At 71.2% G+C, this 21,583-nt stretch carries 17 protein-coding genes; 4 read left to right on the forward strand and 13 right to left on the reverse strand.

The genetic code is table 11. The features are described 5' to 3' along the window. Nucleotides 1–14: 14 nt before the first annotated feature. The 3 genes from ABZ860_RS18620 (at nt 15) to ABZ860_RS18630 (ending at nt 2,967) form a co-directional block, all read left to right on the forward strand. Nucleotides 15–875 (forward strand): PD-(D/E)XK nuclease family protein, encoded by an 861-nt coding sequence (locus ABZ860_RS18620; protein WP_357221552.1) that lies wholly within the window; start codon nt 15–17, stop codon nt 873–875. A gap of 111 nt (nt 876–986) precedes the next feature. Then, complete coding sequence (locus ABZ860_RS18625) at nt 987–2,201, forward strand: sensor histidine kinase (RefSeq protein WP_357221556.1); 1,215 nt, start codon at nt 987–989, stop codon at nt 2,199–2,201. An 82-nt stretch (nt 2,202–2,283) separates the two neighbouring features. Beyond that, nucleotides 2,284–2,967: a response regulator transcription factor gene (locus ABZ860_RS18630; RefSeq protein ID WP_193204691.1), complete on the forward strand. Its 684-nt coding sequence runs from the start codon at nt 2,284–2,286 to the stop codon at nt 2,965–2,967. Between the two features lie 210 nt (nt 2,968–3,177). Here the strand turns inward: ABZ860_RS18630 and ABZ860_RS18635 are convergent, their stop codons facing one another. The 8 genes from ABZ860_RS18635 to metH form a co-directional block, all read right to left on the reverse strand. Beyond that, entirely contained in the window at nt 3,178–4,215 is a 1,038-nt protein-coding gene (locus tag ABZ860_RS18635) for a dipeptide ABC transporter ATP-binding protein (protein ID WP_357221559.1), read from the reverse strand. Further along, complete coding sequence (locus ABZ860_RS18640; RefSeq protein WP_357221562.1) at nt 4,212–5,237, reverse strand: ABC transporter ATP-binding protein; 1,026 nt, start codon at nt 5,235–5,237, stop codon at nt 4,212–4,214. Before ABZ860_RS18640 ends, ABZ860_RS18635 begins: the two co-directional genes overlap by 4 nt. After that, nucleotides 5,234–6,253, reverse strand: coding sequence for an ABC transporter permease (locus ABZ860_RS18645; RefSeq protein WP_357221564.1), 1,020 nt, complete (start codon nt 6,251–6,253; stop codon nt 5,234–5,236). Before ABZ860_RS18645 ends, ABZ860_RS18640 begins: the two co-directional genes overlap by 4 nt. A 90-nt stretch (nt 6,254–6,343) precedes the next feature. Next, entirely contained in the window at nt 6,344–8,119 is a 1,776-nt protein-coding gene (locus ABZ860_RS18650; RefSeq protein ID WP_357221567.1) for an ABC transporter substrate-binding protein, read from the reverse strand. 52 nt (nt 8,120–8,171) lie between these two features. Beyond that, a complete protein-coding gene (locus tag ABZ860_RS18655; RefSeq protein ID WP_357221570.1) occupies nt 8,172–9,164 on the reverse strand; it encodes an ABC transporter permease in 993 nt (330 codons plus the stop codon). 366 nt (nt 9,165–9,530) lie between these two features. Beyond that, nucleotides 9,531–10,010, reverse strand: a complete 480-nt coding sequence (locus tag ABZ860_RS18660) for a cellulose synthase (protein WP_357221573.1) — start codon at nt 10,008–10,010, stop codon at nt 9,531–9,533. Nucleotides 10,011–10,081: 71 nt separating this feature from the next. Continuing rightward, a complete protein-coding gene (locus ABZ860_RS18665) occupies nt 10,082–10,723 on the reverse strand; it encodes an HAD family phosphatase (protein WP_357221576.1) in 642 nt (213 codons plus the stop codon). Nucleotides 10,724–10,804: 81 nt separating this feature from the next. Beyond that, nucleotides 10,805–14,269, reverse strand: a complete 3,465-nt coding sequence (metH, locus tag ABZ860_RS18670; protein WP_357221579.1) for a methionine synthase — start codon at nt 14,267–14,269, stop codon at nt 10,805–10,807. 218 nt (nt 14,270–14,487) lie between these two features. Between metH and ABZ860_RS18675 the strand changes: the two genes are divergently transcribed. Then, nucleotides 14,488–15,342, forward strand: coding sequence for a PAC2 family protein (locus ABZ860_RS18675; RefSeq protein ID WP_079315266.1), 855 nt, complete (start codon nt 14,488–14,490; stop codon nt 15,340–15,342). 20 nt (nt 15,343–15,362) lie between these two features. On the opposite strand, the gene ABZ860_RS18680 is transcribed toward ABZ860_RS18675, so the two are convergent. Genes ABZ860_RS18680 through epsC form a run of 5 tightly spaced genes read right to left on the reverse strand, consistent with a single transcriptional unit; the run spans nt 15,363 to nt 21,535 of the window. Next, nucleotides 15,363–16,298 (reverse strand): cysteine synthase family protein, encoded by a 936-nt coding sequence (locus ABZ860_RS18680; RefSeq protein WP_357221582.1) that lies wholly within the window; start codon nt 16,296–16,298, stop codon nt 15,363–15,365. Further along, nucleotides 16,295–16,972, reverse strand: coding sequence for a DNA methyltransferase (locus ABZ860_RS18685; protein WP_357221585.1), 678 nt, complete (start codon nt 16,970–16,972; stop codon nt 16,295–16,297). The genes ABZ860_RS18680 and ABZ860_RS18685 overlap by 4 nt, the downstream gene beginning before the upstream one ends. After that, on the reverse strand, nt 16,972–18,279 hold the full coding sequence (locus tag ABZ860_RS18690) for an MFS transporter (RefSeq protein ID WP_357221588.1): 1,308 nt from the start codon (nt 18,277–18,279) through the stop codon (nt 16,972–16,974). Before ABZ860_RS18690 ends, ABZ860_RS18685 begins: the two co-directional genes overlap by 1 nt. Continuing rightward, complete coding sequence (locus tag ABZ860_RS18695; protein WP_357221591.1) at nt 18,276–19,550, reverse strand: hypothetical protein; 1,275 nt, start codon at nt 19,548–19,550, stop codon at nt 18,276–18,278. The genes ABZ860_RS18690 and ABZ860_RS18695 overlap by 4 nt, the downstream gene beginning before the upstream one ends. Beyond that, on the reverse strand, nt 19,547–21,535 hold the full coding sequence (gene epsC / locus ABZ860_RS18700) for a serine O-acetyltransferase EpsC (RefSeq protein WP_357221594.1): 1,989 nt from the start codon (nt 21,533–21,535) through the stop codon (nt 19,547–19,549). Before epsC ends, ABZ860_RS18695 begins: the two co-directional genes overlap by 4 nt. Between the last annotated feature and the right edge of the window lie 48 nt (nt 21,536–21,583).

Raw genomic sequence — 21,583 nt, forward strand, 5'->3', positions numbered from 1 at the left:
CCTACAGTTCCGGCATGACCCTCGCCGAAGAGCGCGCCATCATCGGGGCGCTTTCCCCCTCCCGGGCCGGTGACTTCATGACCTGCCCCCTGCTCTACCGGTTCAGGGTGATCGACCAGCTCCCCGAGCGGCCCTCGGCCGCCGCGGTCAGGGGCACGCTCGTTCACGCCGTGCTCGAACGGCTCTACGACCTGCCCGCGGAGGCGCGGACGGTCGCCGCCGCCCAGGATCTGCTGGAGCCCCAGTGGCGGCGGCTGCTCACCGAGGAGCCCGACTACGCGGGGCTGTTCGAGGACGACGCGGAGCGGGACGCCTGGCTGACGCAGGCCCGCGGCATGGTCGAGCGCTACTTCACGCTGGAGGACCCCCAGCGGCTGGAGCCCGCCGAGCGGGAGATGTACGTCGAGGTCGTGCTCGACAGCGGGCTGCTGCTGCGCGGCTACATCGACAGGCTCGACGTGGCCCCGACCGGCGAGATGCGGGTCGTGGACTACAAGACGGGCACGGCGCCGGGGCGCGAGTGGGAGGCCAAGGCGCTGTTCCAGATGAAGTTCTACGCGCTCGCGCTGTGGCGGCGCAGCGGCCAGGTCCCCCGGATGCTCCAGCTCATGTACCTGGGCAACGGCGAGATCGTCCGTTACGTCCCCGACGAGGCCGACCTGCGGGCGACCGAGCGCAAGGTCGAGGCCCTCTGGGCGGCCATCGAGCGCGCCGTCCGCACCCGTGAGTGGCGCGCCCGCCGCTCACGGCTGTGCGACTGGTGCGACCACCAGGCGCTGTGCCCGGAGTTCGGCGGCACCCCGCCGCCCGTGCCCGACCGCGAGCCCGGGCTGTCCGCCCGCGTGAGCAGAAGGTCGGCCAGCGACGAGCTGTGACGCCCGCGGGGCTCCTCCGCGCGACTCCTGCGCGCGACTCCTCCGTGGGGAGGAGGGGGATATCCCTCCCGGGCAGGGTGGACGCGGGCGGCGAACGCCTAGATTTGGTACGTGCGCACCACCCCCGGCAGTACGCGGTCCTGGCTTCGGGCTCATCCCCTGGTCTACGACTCGATCCTCGCGGTGGTGCTGACGGCCGCGTCCCTGTGGTGGATCGTCTCAACCGTCCCCGGGGAGGATGCCGGCTGGCTGCGGTCCGTGCCGCCGCGCCCGGCGGACGCGCTGAACCTGATCCTGGCGGCGGCCTGCACGCTGCCCGTGGCCCTGCGGCGCAACCGGCCCTTCGTGCTGCTGGTGGCCACCTGCGTCCCTCAGGCGGTGCTCGACACGCTCCACTACGACCCCGGCCTGAGCGAGTTCGGCGGGCTCGTCCTGCTCTACTCGGTGGCCGCCTGCCGCGGGCTGGCGCTGAGCCTGGCCGCCCTCGTCGTCTCCTTCGCCTCCTACGTCGCCAGCGCCGTCGCCGGGGTCATCACCCCGTCCTGGACCGACCACGTCGTCGTCGCCGCCGTCCTGCTCCTGTGCTGGGTGTGCGGCCGGGCGCTGCGGCTGCGCCGCGCCTACCTCGCGGAGCTGGTGCAGCGGGCCGACCGGCTGGAGCGGGCGCGGGAGGCCGACACCAGGGCCGCCAGGGCCGAGGAGCGCTCCCGCATCGCCCGGGAGCTGCACGACGTCGTGGCCCACCACGTCAGCGTGATGACGGTCCAGGCCGCCGCCGCCCGCAAGATGCTCGACACCAAGCCCGACGTGGCGCGCGACGCCCTCACCGCCATCGAGGAGATGGGCCGTACGGCGATGGCGGAGATGCGCAGCATCGTCGGCGTGCTGCGCACCGACGGCCCGGCCGAGCGCGGGCCGCAGCCGGGCATGCACGACCTGCCCGCGCTGGTGGAGCAGATGCGCGAGGCGGGGCTGCGCACCCAGCTGTGGATCGAGGGCGAGCGGCGCGGCCTGCCGCCGGGGGTGGATCTGGCCGCCTACCGGCTCGTGCAGGAGGCGCTGACCAACAGCCTGCGGCACGCGGGGCCCGCCGCCCGCGCCTGGGTGACCGTACGGCACGAGCCCGACGAGCTGAGCATCCAGGTCGAGGACGACGGGCGCGGCGCGGCGGAGGAGTCGGTGCGGATCGGAGGCAAGGGACACGGCCTCGTCGGCATCCGCGAGCGTGTGGCGCTCTATGGTGGAGTTCTGCGGATCGGCCCCCGCACCGGAGGCGGGTTCGAGGTCCGCGCCCGCTTCCCCCTCAACCACAGCCCCCTCACGTAGAGCCCCTTCAAGGACAGACCATGACCATCAGGGTGTCCCCCTCCACCCGGCGGCCCGCCGCCCATCCCAGGACGGACGCATCATGACGATCCGGGTGTTGCTGGTCGACGACCAGCCGCTGCTGCGCACCGGGTTCCGGTTCATCCTGGAGGCGGAGCCGGACGTCACCGTCGTGGGCGAGGCGGGCGACGGCGCGGTGGCCATGGAGCAGTCGCGAGCCCTGCTGCCCGACGTGGTGCTCATGGACGTCCGCATGCCCGGCACCGACGGAATCGAGGCGACCCGGCGGATCGTGCGGGAGGCCGCGCCCAGCGCCCACGTGCCGAAGGTGCTCGTGCTGACCACGTTCGACCTCGACGAGTACATCGTGGAGGCGCTGCGCGCGGGCGCGAGCGGGTTCCTCCTCAAGGACGTGCCGCCGGACGAGCTGGTCCAGGCGATCCGTGTGGTGGCGGCCGGCGACGCGATCGTGGCGCCGAGCGTCACCCGGCGCCTGCTGGACAGGTTCGCCACCCGGCTGCCCCCCGCCCACCAGCAGGCCACCCCCGCGCGGCTCGACCGGCTCACCGAGCGCGAGCTCGAGGTGCTGCGCCTGATCGCGAAGGGCATGTCGAACGCCGAGATCGCCGCCCAGCTGGTGGTCAGCGAGACGACCGTGAAGACCCACGTGGGCAACGTGCTGACCAAGCTGGGGCTGCGCGACCGGGTCCAGGCGGTCGTGCTCGCCTACGAGACCGGGCTGATCGTCCCCGGCGCCTTCTCCTGACCTTCGGCCTACGCCCACGGGAGGAGCGAGGCGGGCCGGGTACTCCCGTGGTCGTGGGCGAGAGCCGTACGGAAGGCCGATGCCGGACGGGGGCGCGCCCCGATAGCGTCGTGACAGGGGCGTGGCCGAGGTGGCGGAACACGCCCCGCCGGTACGGCTCCCGCGGACCGTCTGGGGGGAAGACGGCGGGGGCCGTACCGGCGGAAAAGCTCAGTCCGCGGGGGCGGCGGCCGTCTCCGCGGGGGCCGCGGCCGCCCCTCCGGAGGGGGCGTTCTCGGGGAAGTGGCAGGCCACCTGGTGGCCGGGGGCGAGCGTCGCCAGCGGCGGCTCGACCTGCGTGCAGATCTCCTGCGCCTTCCAGCAGCGGGTGTGGAACCGGCAGGCGGGCGGCGGGTTGAGCGGCGAGGGCACGTCGCCCTGCAGCCGGATCCGCTCCCGCTCCTTGCGCCGCTTCGGGTCCGGGATCGGGACCGCCGACAGCAGCGCGTTGGTGTACGGGTGCATCGGCGCGTCGTACAGGCCCTTGCGGTCGGCGATCTCCACGATCTTGCCGAGGTACATCACCGCGACGCGGTCGCTGATGTGCCGCACCACCGACAGGTCGTGCGCGATCACCACGTAGGTGAGGTCGAGCTCCTTCTGCAGATCCTCGAGCAGGTTCACGACCTGGGCCTGGATCGACACGTCGAGGGCCGACACCGGCTCGTCCGCGATGATCAGCTTGGGCTTGAGCGCGAGCGTCCTGGCGATGCCGATGCGCTGCCGCTGACCGCCGGAGAACTCGTGCGGATAGCGGTTGTAGTGCTCGGGGTTGAGGCCGACCAGCTCGAGGATCTCCTGGACCGCCTTCTTGGTGCCCTGCTCGGTCTTGATGCCCTGGATCCGGAACGGCGCGCCCACGATGGCGCCGACCGTGTGCCGGGGGTTGAGCGAGCTGTAGGGGTCCTGGAAGATCATCTGCACGTCCCGGCGGAGCGGGCGCAGCCGGCCCTGGGACATGTGGGTGATGTCGTTGCCCTCGAACAGGATCTTCCCGCCGGTGGGCTCGATCAGCCGGGTGACGAGACGTCCGGTGGTGGTCTTGCCGCATCCCGACTCGCCGACCAGGCCGAGGGTCTCGCCCTTCTTCACGTCGAAGCTGATGCCGTCGACGGCCCTGACCGCGCCGACCTGCCGCTTGAGCAGGCCCTTCGTGACCGGGAAGTGCTTTTCCAGCCCCTGTACGGACAGCAAGGGCTCCTCGTTCACGAAGCCTCCAGGTTCGGCTTGATCTCGTTCTCCCAGATGGCGCGCCGCCGCTCGCGCGGCAGGTGGCAGCGCACGAGGTGGCCGCCCTCGGTCTCCAGCAGCTCGGGGACCTCCGCCTTGGCCCGGCCGCCCGTACGCTCCTCGAACACGCAGCGCGGGTGGAAGGCGCAGCCGGACGGCACGTTGATCAGCGACGGCGGCGAGCCCTTGATCGGCATCAGCCGCTCGGTCGGCTCGCGGTCCAGGCGCGGCATCGAGCCGAGCAGGCCCCAGGTGTAGGGGTGCTCGGGCCGCTCGAAGATGTCGTCGGAGGTGCCGTACTCGACGCACTTGCCGCCGTACATCACGAGGATGTCGTCGGACAGCTCGGCGACGACGCCGAGGTCGTGGGTGATGATGATCAGCGCGGCGTTGAAGTCGCGCTGCAGGTCGCGCATCAGGTCGAGGATCTGCGCCTGCACGGTCACGTCGAGCGCGGTCGTCGGCTCGTCGGCGATCAGCAGCTCGGGGTCGCAGCTCAGCGCCATCGCGATCATGGCGCGCTGCCGCATGCCGCCGGAGAACTCGTGGGGGTAGCTGTCCACCCGCCGGTCCGGCTGCGGGATGCCCACCCGGCCGAGCATGTCGATCGCGTGCTTGCGCGCGACCTTCTTGCTCACGTCGTTGTGGATGCAGTAGGCCTCGATGATCTGGTCGCCGACCGTGTAGAACGGGTGCATCGCCGACAGCGGGTCCTGGAAGATCATCGCCATCTTCTTGCCGCGCAGCGACCTGACGTGCTCCAGGCTGGCGCCGACGAGTTCCTCACCGTCGAGCCAGATCTCCCCGGAGATGCGGGCGCGGCCGCCCTTGTGCAGGCCGAGGATGCCGAGGCTGGTCACGCTCTTGCCGGAGCCGGACTCGCCGACGATGCCGAGCGTCTTGCCCCGCTCCAGCGTGAACGACAGTCCGTCGACGGACTTGACCAGGCCGTCGTCGGTCGGGAAGTGGATCCGCAGGTCCTTCAGTTCCAGGAAGCTCATCCCAGCCTCACCCTCGGGTCCACGACGGCGTACAGGAGGTCGACGATCAGGTTCGCGAAGACCACGAAGAACGCGGCGACGAGCACGACGCCCATGACCTTCGGCAGGTCCTGGGCGAGGATCGCGTCGATCGCGTACTTGCCCATGCCGGGCAGCGAGTAGGTGCTCTCGGTGAGCACGGCGCCGCCGAGCAGCAGGCCGAGGTCGAGGCCGAAGATCGTGAGGATCGGGGTCAGCGCGCCGCGCAGGCCGTGCTTGACCACGACGGTCCGCTCGTTCAGGCCCTTGGCCCGGGCGGTGCGGATGTAGTCCTCGTTCATCGTCTCCAGCATGCCCGCCCGGGTGAGCCGCGCGTACCCGGCGGCGTACAGGAAGGCCAGCGTGATCCACGGCAGGATCAGGTTGTAGGCCCACATGGCCGGGTTCTCCTCGAACGGCGTGAAACTGCCGCCCGGGGCGGTGATGTGGAACGGCGTGCCATAGCTGAAGATGACCAGCGAGACGATGCCGGTGAAGAAGATGGGCAGCGAGACGCCGGCCAGGGCGACGCTCATCGCGGCCCGGTCGAAGAAGCTGCCGCGTTTCAGCGCGGACAGCACGCCGGTCGCCACACCGGCCACCAACCAGATGACCGCGGCCCCGATGGCCAGTGAGATCGTCACAGGCAGCCGGTTGAGCAGGTCGGGCCAGACGGGGAGCCGGGTGAGGAAGGAGTAGCCGAAGCAGGGCGCCGGGCAGTGCTCCACGCCGGGGCCGTAGTCGTAGTCGGCGCCGGCGACGATGCCCTTGGCGAACCGCCCGTACTGCACGACCAGCGGATCGTTGAAGCCCAGCTTCTCAGCCGCGATCTTCACCTGTTCCGCCGAGGCGGTGCGCCCTACGTAGCGCGCGGCCAGGCTCTCCGAGGTGGCGCCCGCCAGGCGGGGCACCAGGAAGAAGATGGCGAACGTGGCGATGCTCACGATGGTGAGCATCACGACCGCCCAGATCAGCCGCCGGATGATGTATGTGACCACAGTCCCCCCGGCTCCGGGGGCCGGCCCTGTGGGACCGGCCCCCTTGCCGCGTTCACGCGTCTATCGGATCTGTCTGATCTCGGCGGGCGCTTACTTGACGCCCATGCCGAGGTAGTCGTACATGCCGTACGCCTCGTTGACGAAGATGTTCGTGGCGTTCTTGCTGCGCACGAGCAGGGTCTTCGTCCAGACGTTCGGCAGGATGAAGGAGTCCTCCATGACCTTCTTGTCGATCTGGGTCCAGATCGCGTTGCGGGCGTTGGTGTCGGTCTCCTTCATCGCCTGGTCGACGAGCTTGTCGACCTCGGGGTCGCGGACGCTGATGTTGGAGGAGCCGCCGGTCTCGCGGATGACGCGGCTGTCGACGATCTGCTGCAGGAAGCCGAAGCCGTCGGGCCAGTCGGACATCCAGCCGTTCATGGCCAGGCCGATCTTGTTGTCCTTGGCGTAGCCCGGCTTGCCGGCGTACAGCGCGAAGTAGTCGGCCTGCGGGAACGGCTTGAGCGTGAGCTTGATGCCGACCCGGCCGAGGGACTGCTGCAGCGCCTCGGCGGCCTGCTTCTCCTTCGGCCGCTCGGCGCGGTAGGAGATGTTGGTCTCGAAGCCATTGGGCTGGCCGCAGGCGGTCAGCGCCTCCTTGGCCTTGGCCAGGTCGCCCTTGTTGTCGGCGCCCGGCGGGTAGAGGTTGAAGTCCTCGTGGCCGGGGATCGCCGGCGGCAGCAGGCTGGTCGCGATCTGGCCGCCGGAGAACTCGCCGCCCCAGGCGGTCTGGAGGGCCACCTTGTCCGTGGCGTACTGGACGGCCTTGCGGCAGTCGATGTTGTCGAGCGGCGGGACGTTGCCGTTGATCGAGGTGTACCAGAGGCGGGTGCTCGTCGGGTTGTCCGAGTTCGCCTTCATCGCGGGGTCGGACAGGACCCGGCCGAGGGCCGCCGACTGGATGCCGATGCCCGCGACGTCGACGTCGAGGTCGCCGGCGATGATCCGGTTGTCGATGTCGTCGGCGTTGACGTTGGTGGAGACCTCGTAGCCGTCCGGGAGCGCCTTGCGGTTCGGGTCGGTCGCCGGGTCCCACTGGTCGTTGCGGACCAGCGTGAAGCCCTTGCCGATCTCGTTCTTCTCGAACTTGTACGGCCCGGTGGCGATGATGTGTTCCTTGTACTTCGCGCCGGTGTCCTTGTCCTTGGGGACCGGGATCGTGGCGGGAAGCTGGGCGAAGTAGTCGAAGTTGCTCAGCGGCTGCTTGAGGTGGAAGACGATCGTGTAGTCGTCGGGCGTCTCGATCGCGCTGTCGGTGTTGACGTCCTTGGACTTGTACGCGCCCTTGTAGCCCTTCGGCCAGTCGAGGAAGTCGTTGAAGTAGGTGTACCCGTCGGGGAACACCTCCTTGTCGAACGACCGCTCCACGGCGTACTTCACGTCCTTGGACGTGACCGGGGTGCCGTCCTCGAACTTGATGCCCTTCTTGAGCTTGTACGTCCAGGTCTTGGCGTCGTCGCTCGGCTTGCCCATGTCCTCGGCGAGGTCGGGGACGAGCTGGTTGCCCTCCTTGCCCACGGCGGACTTGAACATCAGCAGCGACCGGCCGTACAGGCGGATGAAGTTCCAGGAGTAGCCGTAGTAGGTGTCACCCGGGTCCAGGGAGTCCCAGTCGCCGCCGTTGGCGAACTTGAGGATGCCGCCCTTCTTGTCCGACGGGTTGACCACCTGCGTCAGGGCGGCGTTGAACTCGCTCTTGGCGTCGGAGCCGGCCGCGGCGCCGCCGGTGGACGACGGCGTGCTGCTGCCCGAACCGCCGCCGCAGGCGGCCACGGCGAGGGCGAGCACGGCGCCGGTGGCCGCCACACCCAGTCTTCTTCTTAGCATTGCAAACCCCTTGGTGATAGGAGCCGGGGGACTTTACGGGGAAGGGAGGGGCTCAGCGGGCCTTCGGGTCGAGAGCGTCCCGCAGGCCGTCGCCGAACAGGTTGAACGCCAGGACCGTGATGAAGATCGCCATGCCGGGGAAGAACATGAAGTGCGGGATCGTGTAGAACCGCACCGCGTCCGACAGCATGCCGCCCCAGGTGGGGGTGGGCGGGCGCACGCCGACGCCGAGGAACGACAGCGCCGCCTCGAACAACACGTTCGTGGGGATCAGCAGCGTCGCGTAGACGAGGATCGGCGCGATCAGGTTCGGCAGCAGCTCGCGGAAGATGATGTACGGCCCGCGCGCCCCGAGGCTGCGCGCCGCGTCCACGAACTCCCGCTCGCGCAGCGACAGCGTCTGCCCCCGGACGATCCGCCCGATGTACGGCCAGTTGAAGAAGCCGATGATGAACACCAGCAGCGAGACGCGCAGCGTGTCGCCGGTCAGGCCGAACGCCGAGTCGGGGACGATGCCCGCCAGCGCGATGGCGAAGACCAGCAGCGGGAACGCCAGGAAGACGTCCATCGTCTTGCTGATGATCGAGTCGACCAGGCCGCCGAAGTAGCCGGCGGTGACCCCGAGCAGGGTGCCGATGACCACCGAGAGCAGCGTGGCGAGGAAGGCGATGAGCAGCGAGATCCGCGCGCCGTACACGACCCGGCTGAAGATGTCGCGGCCGTTCACCGGCTCGATGCCGAACAGGTGGTCGGCGCTGATGCCGGTGCCCGTCTTGGGCGCCATCGTGGAGGAGTCGATGAGGTCGGAGTTGAACTGCGTCGGGTCCTGCCCGAACGCCCCGACGATCACCGGCGCGAAGACCGCGACCAGGATCAGCAGGATGACGATCAGACCGCCGGCGAGGGCGACCTTATCGCGCTTGAGCCGCATCCAGGCGATCTGACCGAGGGACCTGCCCTGGATCGCCTTGCCGTCCGACGCGTCGACGACGGCCTCCGGCGTGGCCTGCGTGTCCCCACCGGTGACGTCCATCGGCGCGGTCATCGATCCTCCTTCGCCCTGCCCGAGCAAACCGCGTCCGCGGTGACGCGCTCGGGGTAGCCCGGGATCGATCCGGCGACGAAGATGCGGCGGCCGCTCACGACCTTGCCTCGCACGGCCATTTGGTGCAGGCCCCCTGGATCCCAGACGACATTGTCCGAAGGGGCCGCGTGGTGTGCGACCCCCGGAGGCAGAATCTATGGTCTGAGCTGGGCTGACCAGTCCCCAGAGGTGCCCTGTGGCTCAACTGTGATTCACGCGAAACTCATTCGTGTTGATCTTGGAGCGTTTGTCCGCGTCCCGTTTCGATTATGTCGTGGAACTGTAACATTGCACTGACCGGTAACTTGGTCCCACGATGTGGGATGTTCAGCTGATCCCCCGGCGCTTGAGAATGTCCTCGATGTCGGAGAAATCGTCCCCTGCGGGCTGTTCCACCTGTCGCGGTGCCGTCTTCCCGGTCTGTGCCGTTTTAGGCGTAGCAGGCCGCTCTGGCGCCGCGGCGGCTCCCTCAGGCTCGGGCCGTGCCGTACGGGTGCGGGACAGGGCGCGGCCGCGCAGCGTGCCGGAGACGACGAACAGCAGCGCCGACAGCCCGGCCAGGATCACCCCGGCCCACACCGCGGGCGACAGGACCAGGCCGGTCACGAAGCCCACCGCCGCCGCGCCGATGTTCCAGAGCGTCTGCAGCGCGCCGGTGAGGTAGGCGGCCAGCGGCAGCAGGGACCAGGCGGTGGCCCGCAGGCCGGCGGTCACTCCCCTGCGCCGGAAGGCCAGATAGCTGAGCCCGATGCCCACCGCGGTGAGGCCGGCGCACAGCGGCAGCCAGGCGATGTCGTTATATGTCATGGCGGGTCCCCTTCGTCCACGGCGTACCCTCCATCCTGGCACCCGGAAGGCGACGACGCGGGGGCCCGCTGCTACCGGACGAGCGACCGCAGGAAGTCCACGTCCACGTCGAGCAGCGAGGGCATGACGACCCGCCCGGGCGCCTGGGCGATCGGCAGGATTCCCGGCACGGCGACGACCCGGCAGCCCGCGGCGGTCGCCGAGGCGACGCCGTTCGGCGAGTCCTCCAGCGCCACGCACCGCTCCGGGTCCACCGACAGCAGGCCGGCCGCGGTCAGGTACGGCTCCGGGTGCGGCTTGGTGCACGTGACGTCGTCGGCCGTCACGACGACCTCGAAGTGCTCGCGCCCGACGGCCTTGAGCACGGCGTCGGCGATGTTCCGCAGCGACGAGGTGACCAGCGCCGTACGCACGCCCTGGTCGCCGAGCCCGCGCAGCAGGTCGAGGGCCCCCGGCATGGGCTCGACGCCTCTCGTCAGCCGGCTCTCCATGCCGTCGATCAGCCACTCCCCCACCACCGCGGGGTCGACGTCGGCCTGCGTCAGCTCCAGCATGTACGCGACGGTGCGGTCCCAGGAGCCGCCCACGAGCTGCTCCTGGTGCTCAGGGCCCCAGCTCCCGCCGAGGCGGGTGACCACCTCGGTCTCGACCTCGAACCACACCCCTTCGGTGTCGACGAGCAGCCCGTCCATGTCGAACAGCACGGCGTCCACGTGGCCCCTTCCCCCCGTTGGTCCCCCCGAGCAGGGGGGACCAACATGGTAAGGGGCGCGTGTGAAGGGCGATGCGCCCGGTCAGACGTTGAAGTACTTCGCCTCGGGGTGGTGGACGACCAGCGCGGAGGTGGCCTGCTCGGGGTGGAGCTGGAACTCCTCCGACAGCGTCACGCCGATGCGCGCGGGATCGAGCAGCTCCATGACCTGCACCTGGTCCTCCAGGTTGGGGCAGGCCGGGTAGCCGAAGGAGTAGCGGCAGCCGGTGATGTTCACCTTGAGCATGTCGGCCAGCGACTCGTCACCGCCGATGCCCAGCTCCGACCGCACCCGCGCGTGCCAGTATTCGGCCAGCGCCTCGGTCAGCTGCACCGACAGACCATGGAGCTCCAGGTATTCGCGGTAGGCGTCCTTGGCGAACAGCTCGGCCGTGGCCTCGCTGATCCGGTTGCCCATCGTCACCACCTGGAAGGCGACGACGTCGGTCTCCCCGGACTCGCGGGAGCGGAAGAAGTCGGCCAGGCACAGGTGCCGGTCGCGCCGCTGCCGCGGGAAGGTGAAGCGGGTCCGCTCCTTCCCGTCGTCGTCCAGGATGATCAGGTTGTCGCCCTCGCTGACGCAGGGGAAGTAGCCGTAGGAGACCGCCGCCTCCAGCAGGTTCTCCGTCTGCAGCCGCTCCAGCCACATCCGCAGCCGGGGCCTGCCCTCGGTCTCGACCAGTTCCTCGTACGACGGGCCCTCGCCGCCCCGGGCGGCCTTGAGGCCCCACTGGCCCATGAACGTCGCCCGCTCGTCGAGGAAGGCGGCGTAGTCGGCCAGCGGGATGCCCTTCACGACCCGGTCGCCGAGGAACGGCGGGGTGGGCACCGGGTTGTCGGCCGCGACGTCGGAGCGGGCCGGCAGATCCTCCTCCGCGGTCCGCTTCAGCACGGCGCCGGTCTTCACCCGCCGCGCGCGCAGCGGCGGCAGCGCCGCGCCGTCCTCGCCGCGCTTGACCGCCATGAAGGCGTCCATCAGGCGCAGGCCCTCGAACGCGTCACGCGCGTAGCGGACCTCGCCCCGATAGAGGTCGGCCAGGTCCTGCTCGACGTACGCCCTGGTCAGGGCGGCGCCGCCGAGCAGCACGGGGTATTTGTCCGCGAGGCCCCGGGAGTTCATCTCCTCGAGGTTCTCCTTCATGACCACGGTGGACTTGACCAGGAGCCCGGACATGCCGACCACGTCGGCGCGGTGCTCCTCCGCGGCCTCAAGGATCGCCGACACCGGCTGCTTGATGCCGAGGTTCACCACGTCGTAGCCGTTGTTGGACAGGATGATGTCCACGAGGTTCTTGCCGATGTCGTGGACGTCGCCCTTGACCGTGGCCAGCACGATGCGGCCCTTGCTGCTGCCCTCGACCTTCTCCATGTGCGGTTCGAGGTAGGCCACGGCCGTCTTCATCACCTCGGCCGACTGCAGCACGAAGGGAAGCTGCATCTCGCCGGAGCCGAACAGGTCGCCGACGACCTTCATGCCGTCGAGCAGCACGTCGTTGATGATCTCCAGGGCCGGCCGCTGGGCCAGGGCCTCGTCGAGGTCGGCCTCCAGGCCCTTGCGCTCACCGTCGATGATGCGCCGCTTGAGCCGCTCCCACAGCGGCAGCCCGAGCAGCTCGGCCGCCTTGCCGGCCTTCATGGACGCCGCGTCCACGCCCTCGAACAGCTCCATGAACCGCTGCAGCGGGTCGTAGCCCTCGCGCCTGCGGTCGTACACCAGGTCGAGCGCGACCTGCCGCTGCTCGTCCGGGATCCGGTTCATCGGCAGGATCTTGGAGGCGTGCACGATGGCGGAGTCGAGCCCCGCGTTGACGCACTCGTTGAGGAAGACGCTGTTCAGGACCATGCGGGCCGCGGGGTTGAGGCCGAACGACACGTTGGAGACGCCCAGCGTGGTCTGCACGCCCGGGTAGCGGCGCTTGAGCTCGCGGATCGCCTCGATCGTCTCCAGGCCGTCGCGCCGGGTCTCCTCCTGGCCGGTGGCGATCGGGAACGTCAGGCAGTCGACGATGATGTCCTCGACCCGCATGTCCCAGTTGTTCACCAGGTCCTCGATGAGGCGGGTCGCGATCCGCACCTTCCCCTCGGCGGTGCGGGCCTGGCCCTCCTCGTCGATGGTCAGCGCGACCACGGCCGCGCCGTGCTCCTTGACCAGGCGCATGATCCGCTGGAAGCGGGAGTCGGGGCCGTCGCCGTCCTCGTAGTTGACCGAGTTGACCACGGCCCGGCCGCCGATCATGTCCAGCCCGGCCTCGATGACGGCGGGCTCGGTCGAGTCGATCACGATCGGCAGCGTCGAGGCGGTGGCGAAACGGAAGGCCAGCTCCTTCATGTCGGCGACGCCGTCGCGGCCGACGTAGTCGACGCACAGGTCGAGCATGTGCGCGCCGTCGCGGGCCTGCGCCCGGGCGATCTCCACGCACTCCTCGTAGTTGCCGGCCAGCATCGCCTCGCGGAACGCCTTGGAGCCGTTGGCGTTGGTCCGCTCGCCGATGGCGAGATAGGAGGTGTCCTGCCGGAACGGCACGTGCTGGTAGAGCGAGGCCGCCCCCGCCTCCGGGCGGGGCCGCCGCTCGCCGCGGGCGCGGCCGCCCACCCGCTCGACCACCTGGCGCAGGTGCTCGGGGGTGGTGCCGCAGCAGCCGCCCACCAGCGCCAGCCCGTAGTCGCGGGTGAACGCCTCGTGCGCGTCCGCGAGCTCACCCGGGCTCAGCGGGTAGTACGCGCCGTCGGCCGTGAGCTGCGGCAGACCGGCGTTCGGCATGCAGGAGATCGGGATCCGCGAGTGCCTGGCCAGGTAGCGCAGGTGCTCGCTCATCTCGGTCGGGCCGGTGGCGCAGTTGAGGCCGATCAGGTCGACGCCGAGCGGCTCGATCGCGGTCAGCGCGGCGCCGATCTCGGAGCCGAGCAGCATCGCGCCGTTGGTCTCGATGGTGACCTGCGTGATGATCGGAACGTCCCGCCCGGCGGCCTCGACCGCCCGCTTCGCGCCGACGACCGCCGCCCGCACCTGCAGCAGGTCCTGGCAGGTCTCGATGATCAGGGCGTCGGCCCCGCCCGCGATCAGGCCGGCGGCGTTGTCGCGGTAGGCGTCGCGCAGCGTCTCGTACGGCAGGTGGCCGAGCGTGGGGAGCTTCGTGCCGGGGCCCATCGAGCCGAGGACGAACCGGGGCCGGTCCGGCGTCGACCAGTGGTCGGCGCGCTCCCTGGCCAGCCGCGCGCCGGCCTCGGAGAGCTCGAAGATGCGGTCCTCGATGCCGTACTCACCCAGGGCCGCGCGGTTGGCGTTGAAGGTGTTGGTCTCGACGCAGTCGACGCCCACCTCCAGATACGCGTCGTGCACGGCCCGTACGATGTCGGGACGGCTCACGTTGAGCACGTCGTTGCAGCCCTCGTGGCCCTGGAAGTCGTCAAGGGTGGGGTCGTAGGACTGCAGCATCGTCCCCATGGCTCCGTCGGCGATCAGGACTCGCTCGGACAGCACTTCTCGGAACGACGGTCTGCTGGTCATGGAGGCAAGCCTATCGGCCCCGCCGGACGGAACATCGTCCGCGCGCGGTAAGCGGGAATACCGGTTGCGTGAGGGACGACGGGTCCACGTCCGCCGGCGCGACGCCGCAGGTAGACGCAGCGCGACGGGCCGGTGCCTGGCGGAGGTGACGTACGGGGCCCCTCACCGAATAGTCTTGGACTGAGTCATACTGCACAAGGCCAGTGAGGAGGCGGCGCGTGATCGAGTTCGAAGGGCTCCCCGAGCTCGTCGACCCGGTGCTGATCGCCGCGTTCGAGGGATGGAACGACGCCGGCGAGGCGTCCAGCGGCGTGCTCGCGCACCTCGAGTCCGAGTGGAAGGCCACCCCGCTCGTCGAGCTGGACCCCGAGGACTACTACGACTTCCAGGTGACCCGGCCGGTGGTCGAGCTCGGCGACGGCGTGACCCGCTCCATCGTCTGGCCGACGACCCGGCTGCTGCTGGCCCGCCCGCCGGGCGCCAAGCGCGACGTGGTGCTGCTGCGCGGCATCGAGCCCAACATGCGGTGGCGGTCGTTCTGCGCCGAGATCGTCGGGCTCTGCCACGATCTCGGCATCGAGCTGGCCATCCTGCTCGGCGCGCTGCTCAACGACTCGCCGCACACCCGGCCTGTGCCGATCACCGGCTCGGTCAGCGACCCCGGCATGGCCCGCGCGCTCAACCTCGAGCTGACCAAGTACGAGGGCCCGACGGGCATCGTGGGCGTGCTGCAGCACACCCTCGGCACCGCCGGGCTGCGGACGGTGTCCCTGTGGGCGTCGGTCCCGCACTACGTCGCCCAGCCGCCCAATCCCAAGGCAACCCTGGCGCTGCTGCGCCGCATCGAGGACATGCTCGACATCCCGATGCCGTACGGCGACCTGGCCGAGGAGGCGCGGGCCTGGGAGCACGGCGTCGACGAGCTGGCGGCCCAGGACAGCGAGGTGGCCGAGTACGTGCGGGAGCTCGAGGAGCGCAAGGACGCGGCCGAGCTGCCCGAGGCCAGCGGCGACGCCATCGCGGCGGAGTTCGAGCGCTACCTGCGCCGCCGCGACCGCGGCACCGACCGCTGACCCCGGGACGTCGCGAAGGGTCAGTCCGGCCACCAGCTGAGGTAGCGCTCGCCGGTGTCCGGGAAGATCGTCACGATCGTCCGCCCCGACAGGTCCTCACGGCGGGCGAGTTCGGCGCAGCCGTACGCCGCCGCACCCGAGGAGACCCCGACCAGCAGCCCGGTGGTGGCCGCGATGCGCCGGGTCATGGCGGCCGCCTCGTCGTCCGCCACGGTGATCACGTCGTCGATGAGGGTGACGTCGGTGACGGGGCTGGTGAAGCCGCCGTTGAGGCCGGGGATCCGGTGCGGTCCCGGGGCGCCTCCCGACAGCAGGGGGGAGCCCTCCGGCTCGACCGCGACGACGCGCAGCCGGGGGTTGCGCTCGCGGAGGTAGCGGGCCGTTCCCGTGAGGGTGCCGCCGGTCCCGACCCCGCACACCAGCACGTCGACCTCGCCGCCGGTGGCGGCCCAGATCTCCGGTCCCGTGGTCGTGTAGTGGGCCATGACGTTGGCGGCGTTCTCGTGCTGGCGGGCGTACCAGGACCCGGGGACGGCGGCGTGCAGCTCCGTCGCCCGGTCGACGCACCCCTGGAAGCCGAGGGCGTGGTCGGTGAACTCGACCCGGGCGCCCAGCATGCGCAGGGTCAGCGTGCGCTCCCGCGACGCGTTGTCCGGCATCACGACGACGCAGGGGTGTCCGCGGCTGACCGCGATCGCCGCCAGGGCGATGCCGGTGTTGCCCGAGGTGGACTCGATCACGGTCGCGCCGGGGGTCAGGGCCCCGGACGCCTCGGCCTCCTCGATCATGCGCAGCGCCACCCGGTCCTTGACGCTCGACAGCGGGTTGGCCGCCTCCAGCTTGGCGAGCACGGCGGCGGCCGGGGGCAGGCCGTCGAGGGCGAGGCGGAGCAGGGGCGTGCCGCCGATGAGGTCGTCGATCCTGGTCGCTACGTCGCGGCCTACCAGGGGGATCATGCCTGCTCCTTCTCGGCCACCAGCAGGTATTCGTGCGAGCGGTTGGTCAGCATCGGGTCGTCGTCGCTCACCGGCCGGTCGTAGCAGTGGATCCGCTCGTCGCCGAGGGTCAGGTGGCGGCCGAGCACCCGGGCGACGTCCCAGGCGAGCGGCACGAACCTGCCGGCCAGGCGGCGGTTCTGGACGGCCAGCACCGCCCGCGCGCCGGGCCGCATGACCTTCGTCACCGCGGCGAATGCCTCGTCGACCGCGCTCAGGTACTCCTCGTAGTCCCGCAGCGCGTAGAACTGGCCCTCCACCGTGGAGTCGGTGTCGAGGTCGGTGCCGAAGTAGGGCAGGTCGGCCAGGACGAAGTCCACCGACTCCGCCGGCAGCGGCGGCGTGCGGGCGTCGGCGCACAGCATCGTCTGGCCGGGATACGCCTCCAGGCGCTTTCGCGCCTGCTCCGCGCGCTCCGGCGAGACCTCCAGGCCGATCCCCTTCCGGGACTCGACCGCGCAGGCCACCAGCGTGGTCCCCCAGCCGGCGAACGGGTCGAGCACGACGTCTCCCGGCCGGCTCATCTCCCTGATCAGGGGGCGCAACTGGCTGACCCAGCCGCACTGTCCGGCGGCCTCCGGCAGCGCGTACGCCGGGTCCTCCCCCTGCAGCACATGCCAACTCGATCTGCCCATCAGTCCACACCAGCCTTCTGTCTCGCCGTCGCGTCGCGACGGTCGTCTGTCTCTTCGGGGTCTTCGGGGTTTTCCGGGTCTTCGGGCGCCCGCGCGTGGACGGCCCGGGCGGGCAGCCGGGACTCCAGGCGGAGCATGGTGAGGGCCGAGCAGGAGACGCCTCCCGCGAGCAGCAGCCACATCGAGACCGGCGACAGGCTCAGCAGGGCGGTCAGCACGGCCGGAGCCAGCGTGATCGGGATCGCCCAGGAGAACTGGTAGACCGCCATGTACCTGCCGCGGGTCTCCTCGGGGGCCGCGCTCGACACGAGCGCGGACAGCGGCGCGCCGTGCAGCATCTCCCCCAGGGTGAACAGCGCCGTCGCGGCGAAGACCCCGGCCAGGGCGACCGGCCGTGCGGGGACCCCGGCCAGCAGGGCGAACGCCGCGAACGACGCCGCGAACGTGGCGGCCCCGGCCGCGACCGTGCGGGTGCGCCGATACCGGATCAACCGCCGCGTCACCGGGATCTGCAGCAGCGCGATGCCGACGGTGTTGACGGCGTACAGCACGCCGACCAGCGACGCGGGGACGTCCAGTTCCTGGGTGACGTAGACGGGCAGCGCCACCGACAGCACCATGTACCCGAAGGCGGTCGGCACGTTCTGCAGGGTCAGCGCGAGGAACGTCCGGTCGCGCAGGACGAGCCGGTATCCCCCGCTCCGCCGGTCGGCGGCCGCCGCGCGCGGGGCCGCACCGGCCCGGCCGCCGGGAACAGGAATCGTGCGGAGGATCAGCGCGGCGCCGGCGAACGCGGCGGCGCTGACGAGGACGATCACCCGGTAGGCGGCGTCGCTGCCCAGGCCGAGCGCGGCGCCCGCGATGAGGCCGCCCGCGCCGAGGCCGGCGTTGCGCAGGCTGCGCTGCGCGGCGAGGAGCCGGTCGCGGTCCGCGCCCCGCGTGATCGCGGCGACGAACGACTGGATCGACGGCGGGTAGGAGCCGTCGCCGAGCGCCACCAGCGCCACCGCGAGGAACATCGTCATCGGCGAGTCCACCAGCGGGTAGACGGCGAACCCCGCGGCGCGCACCAGGTAGCCGCCCACGACGACGGCCCGCGCGCCGAAGCGGTCGACGAGCACGCCCGCGATCGGGTTGCCGACCAGGCTGAACAGCGCCGCCGCGGTCATGATGACGCCGACCCGCTCGATCGGCAGTCCGGTGACGTGGTGGAAGAACAGCAGGGACAGGGGCAGGTACATGCCGCTGCCGGTGGCGTCGACCACCATTCCGGCCATGTAGCGCACCCGCGTCGGCGGGCGGGTCACGACGGCACCGCCTCGATCCGCACCTGCTCCTCCAGCCGCGCGCCGAGCGAGCGCAGCCTGCGCTCGCACTCCGCGCGGGTGGGGGCCGAGGCGATGGCCACGGTCAGGAAGTCGGCCGAGCCGGAGGCGGGCGGGACCACCTGGCCCGGCCGCGCGTAGAGCCAGAAGTGCTCCACCCAGGGCTCCCGCGGGGCGTCGGGCAGCGCATGAATGAGTCCCGGCCGCTTCATCATCAGGACCTGACCGGCCATCCGGGCCGGCTCCGGCCGCCGCCCGGGGCGTACGGCGCGCTCCACGTCGGGCAGCGGGAGGCCGAGCTGGGCGCGGATGGAGCACTCGGCGAGGTTGACTCCGAACAGGGTGTGGAAGACCTCGCGGATCTTCCCGCCGCCGGACCGGCAGGCGATCTCGCACAGGACGAGCCGGTCGTCGGGCGTGTGGAAGATCTCCGCGTGGAAGGCGTGGTCGCGCAGCCGGCCGCCGGGCCGCCGCAGGCCCGCCAGCGTCCGCCCGGTCAGCTCGAGCAGGCGGCCGGTGAGCGGGTCGCCGGGGTCGAGCGCCAGGTCGACCCGGGAGCCGGGGTCGGTGCCGAACGAGGCCAGCTCGTACTGGTACTGCGAGGGCCAGGCCAGCACGACCTCGCCGTCCACCACCAGCCCGTCGACGTGGCACATGCGGCCGGGCACGTACGCCTCCAGCAGCAGGTCGTCCCGCTGCCCGTCCCGCCCCGAGCCGTACGCCTCGGCGAGGAAGGCCGTCAGCGCGTCCCGGTCGCGCAGGATCCGCAGGCCGATGGAGTTGAAGCCCGACCGGTCCTTGACCACCAGGGGGAACCCGTGGGCTTCGGCGAAGGCCGACACCTCCGCCGCGGTCCGGGGCACGGTGTGCGGCGCGACCTCCACGCCGGCCCGCGCCGCGTGCTCCTTCATCAGGGCCTTGTCCCGGAACGGCAGCACGTCGGCGGCCCGTGCGCCGGGCAGCCCGAGCTCCTCGCGCAGGGCCGCCACGCGCAGCACGTCGGCCTCGTGCTCCCCGATCAGGTGCGTGGCGCCGTACTCGGCGGCGAGGCGCGCGACCCGCCCGGCCACCTGGTCGTCGTGGTCGAACAGCTCCAGATGCGTGTAGCCGAGGTTTCCTTCGGGGATCGGCTCGCCGAACGGCTCGAACCTGTCGCGGGCGGCGAGGATCACCACCGGGCCCTCGTAGTCGCGCAGCCAGCGGTCGTACGGGAACGGCTCCAGCGGGTTGCGGTGCACGATGACGACGCTCATGCCGGCACCTCCGCCAGGGATCGGGCCTCGGCCGCGTGCGCGAGCCAGGTCCGTCCGTCCTCGCCCACGACCCGGATCCGGATGGCGTCGTCGATGACCTCCGCGCCGCGGCGGATGGCCGCGTCCGTGTCGGGGCCGGTCACCGCCACCAGGCCGAGCCGGTCCCAGTTGTCGCGCAAGGCGTGCACCGTGTCGCCGGGCTTGGCGGTGACGCGCACGTCGAGCACGCCGTCGCGCGCCGCGGCCTCGGCGACGCCCTCCACCGACTCGACCCGCCCCGGCTCGCTCACCAGGGAGCGCACGCTGGCCCCGGCGTGCGCCTCCGGCCGATCCGGCAGCTCCGGGACCAGCCCGAACGGCCAGCCCAGGGCGTACTCGACCAGGTCGATGCCGTACGCGCCGCGCACGAGCTCGGGGATCATGTCGCCGGCGACCCGGTTGTGGCTCTCGATGACGACCGGGCCGTGCGGACCGAGCCGCAGCTCGGTGTGCGTGACGCCGTCTCTGAGGCCGATCAGGTCGAGGAAGCGGCGCACGCTCGCGTGGATCCGCTCCCGCACCGGCTCGTCCAGCCGGGCGGGGACGGCGTGGCCGAGCTCCGCGAACCGGTCGGCGTGCACGAACTTCTCGGTGACCGCCACCACGACGTGGCGGCCCGCGAAGCTGAACGCCTCGACGCTGAACTCCGGTCCCTCGACGTACTCCTCCATGAGGAAGTCGCGCAGGAGGTACATGGTCGAGACCCGGTCGGTCCGGGTGCCGCGCAACCCTTCCACCGTGGCCCAGATCCGCTCGGCGTCCTCCGGTCCCCCGACCCGGAAGACGCCGATGCTCGCGGTCGCGTCGGTCGGCTTGACGATGAACGGATAGCCGTGGGCGGCGCCGAAGGAGTCGAGGTCCTCACGCCGCCGCAGCGGCGCGGCGGCCACCGCGGAGGGGTCGAGCTCCGCGCCCGGAACCGACGCGAGGTGGCGGCGCATGGCCAGTTTGTCGCGGAACCTCCTGGTGACCTCGTAGCCGGTGCCGCCCAGGCCGAACAGGTCGTTGACCCGTCCCGCGTTCTCCAGCCCCGGCTCGGTGATGGACAGCGCGACCCGGAACCCCGGCTCCTGCCACAGTTGCCTCACGACGGGCTCGACGACCGCCCAGTCGGTGTAGTCCAGGACGCGCAGGACGTCGGCGAGCTCCTCCTGCTCGGGGCTGACCTTGGTCGGGTGCTGGAGCAGCAGGACGGTCAGGCCCAGCTCCTTGGCCTTGCGCACGGTTTCGTCGGTGGCGCCGACTATCAGGACCGTGCTGTCCGGATTCATCGATCCATTCCTTTCGTCGGAGGGTCGAACGTCGGAGGGCCGGGGCGGGTGGGCCCTGGCCGTACGGGACGACGGCATGCCGCCACGAGGCGGTGACAGGGTCCCGGCGGGGGCGAGGGCGCGCGCGCCGGCGGGCACGTCGCCGAGGACGAGCGCCCGCGCCCCGACGACGGCGTCGTCGCCCACGCGCACCGGGCCGAGAACGGTCGCGCCGACGCCCAGCACCACGCGGGCTCCGATCACCGGATGCCGCCGTTCCCCGTCCGCGCGCAGGTTGTCGCGCCACCAGCCGACCGCCCCCAGGGTCACCTGGTGGTAGATGGTCACGTCGTCGCCCACGACCGCGGTCTCCCCGATCACCACGGCCGCGCCGTGGTCGACGAAGACCCTGCGTCCGAGCACCGCACCCGGGTGGATCTCCACCCCGGTGACGCACCGCGCGAGGAGCATCAGCAGCCGGGCCGGCAGGCGCCGGCCGCGGCGGTGCAGCCGGTGGGCGACCCGGTGCAGCCACAGCGCGGGAAGCACCGGGTGCAGCAGCGCCTCCTTCCGGTCGCGCACGGACGGGTCCCGCTCGACGATCGTCAGCAGGTCCTCGGCCAGGAGGCGCAGCAGTTTCTCTGGCCGTTCTCCGCGCGCCGCCGGCGGAGAACACCTGTTTTGGGCATGCGGCATCTTCGCCTCCTCACAATCACGGCGAATGAACCATCAGGCAAAAGCCCC

It is taken from the genome of Microbispora sp. NPDC046973, assembly GCF_040644495.1.
Classification (GTDB): Bacteria; Actinomycetota; Actinomycetes; order Streptosporangiales; family Streptosporangiaceae; genus Microbispora.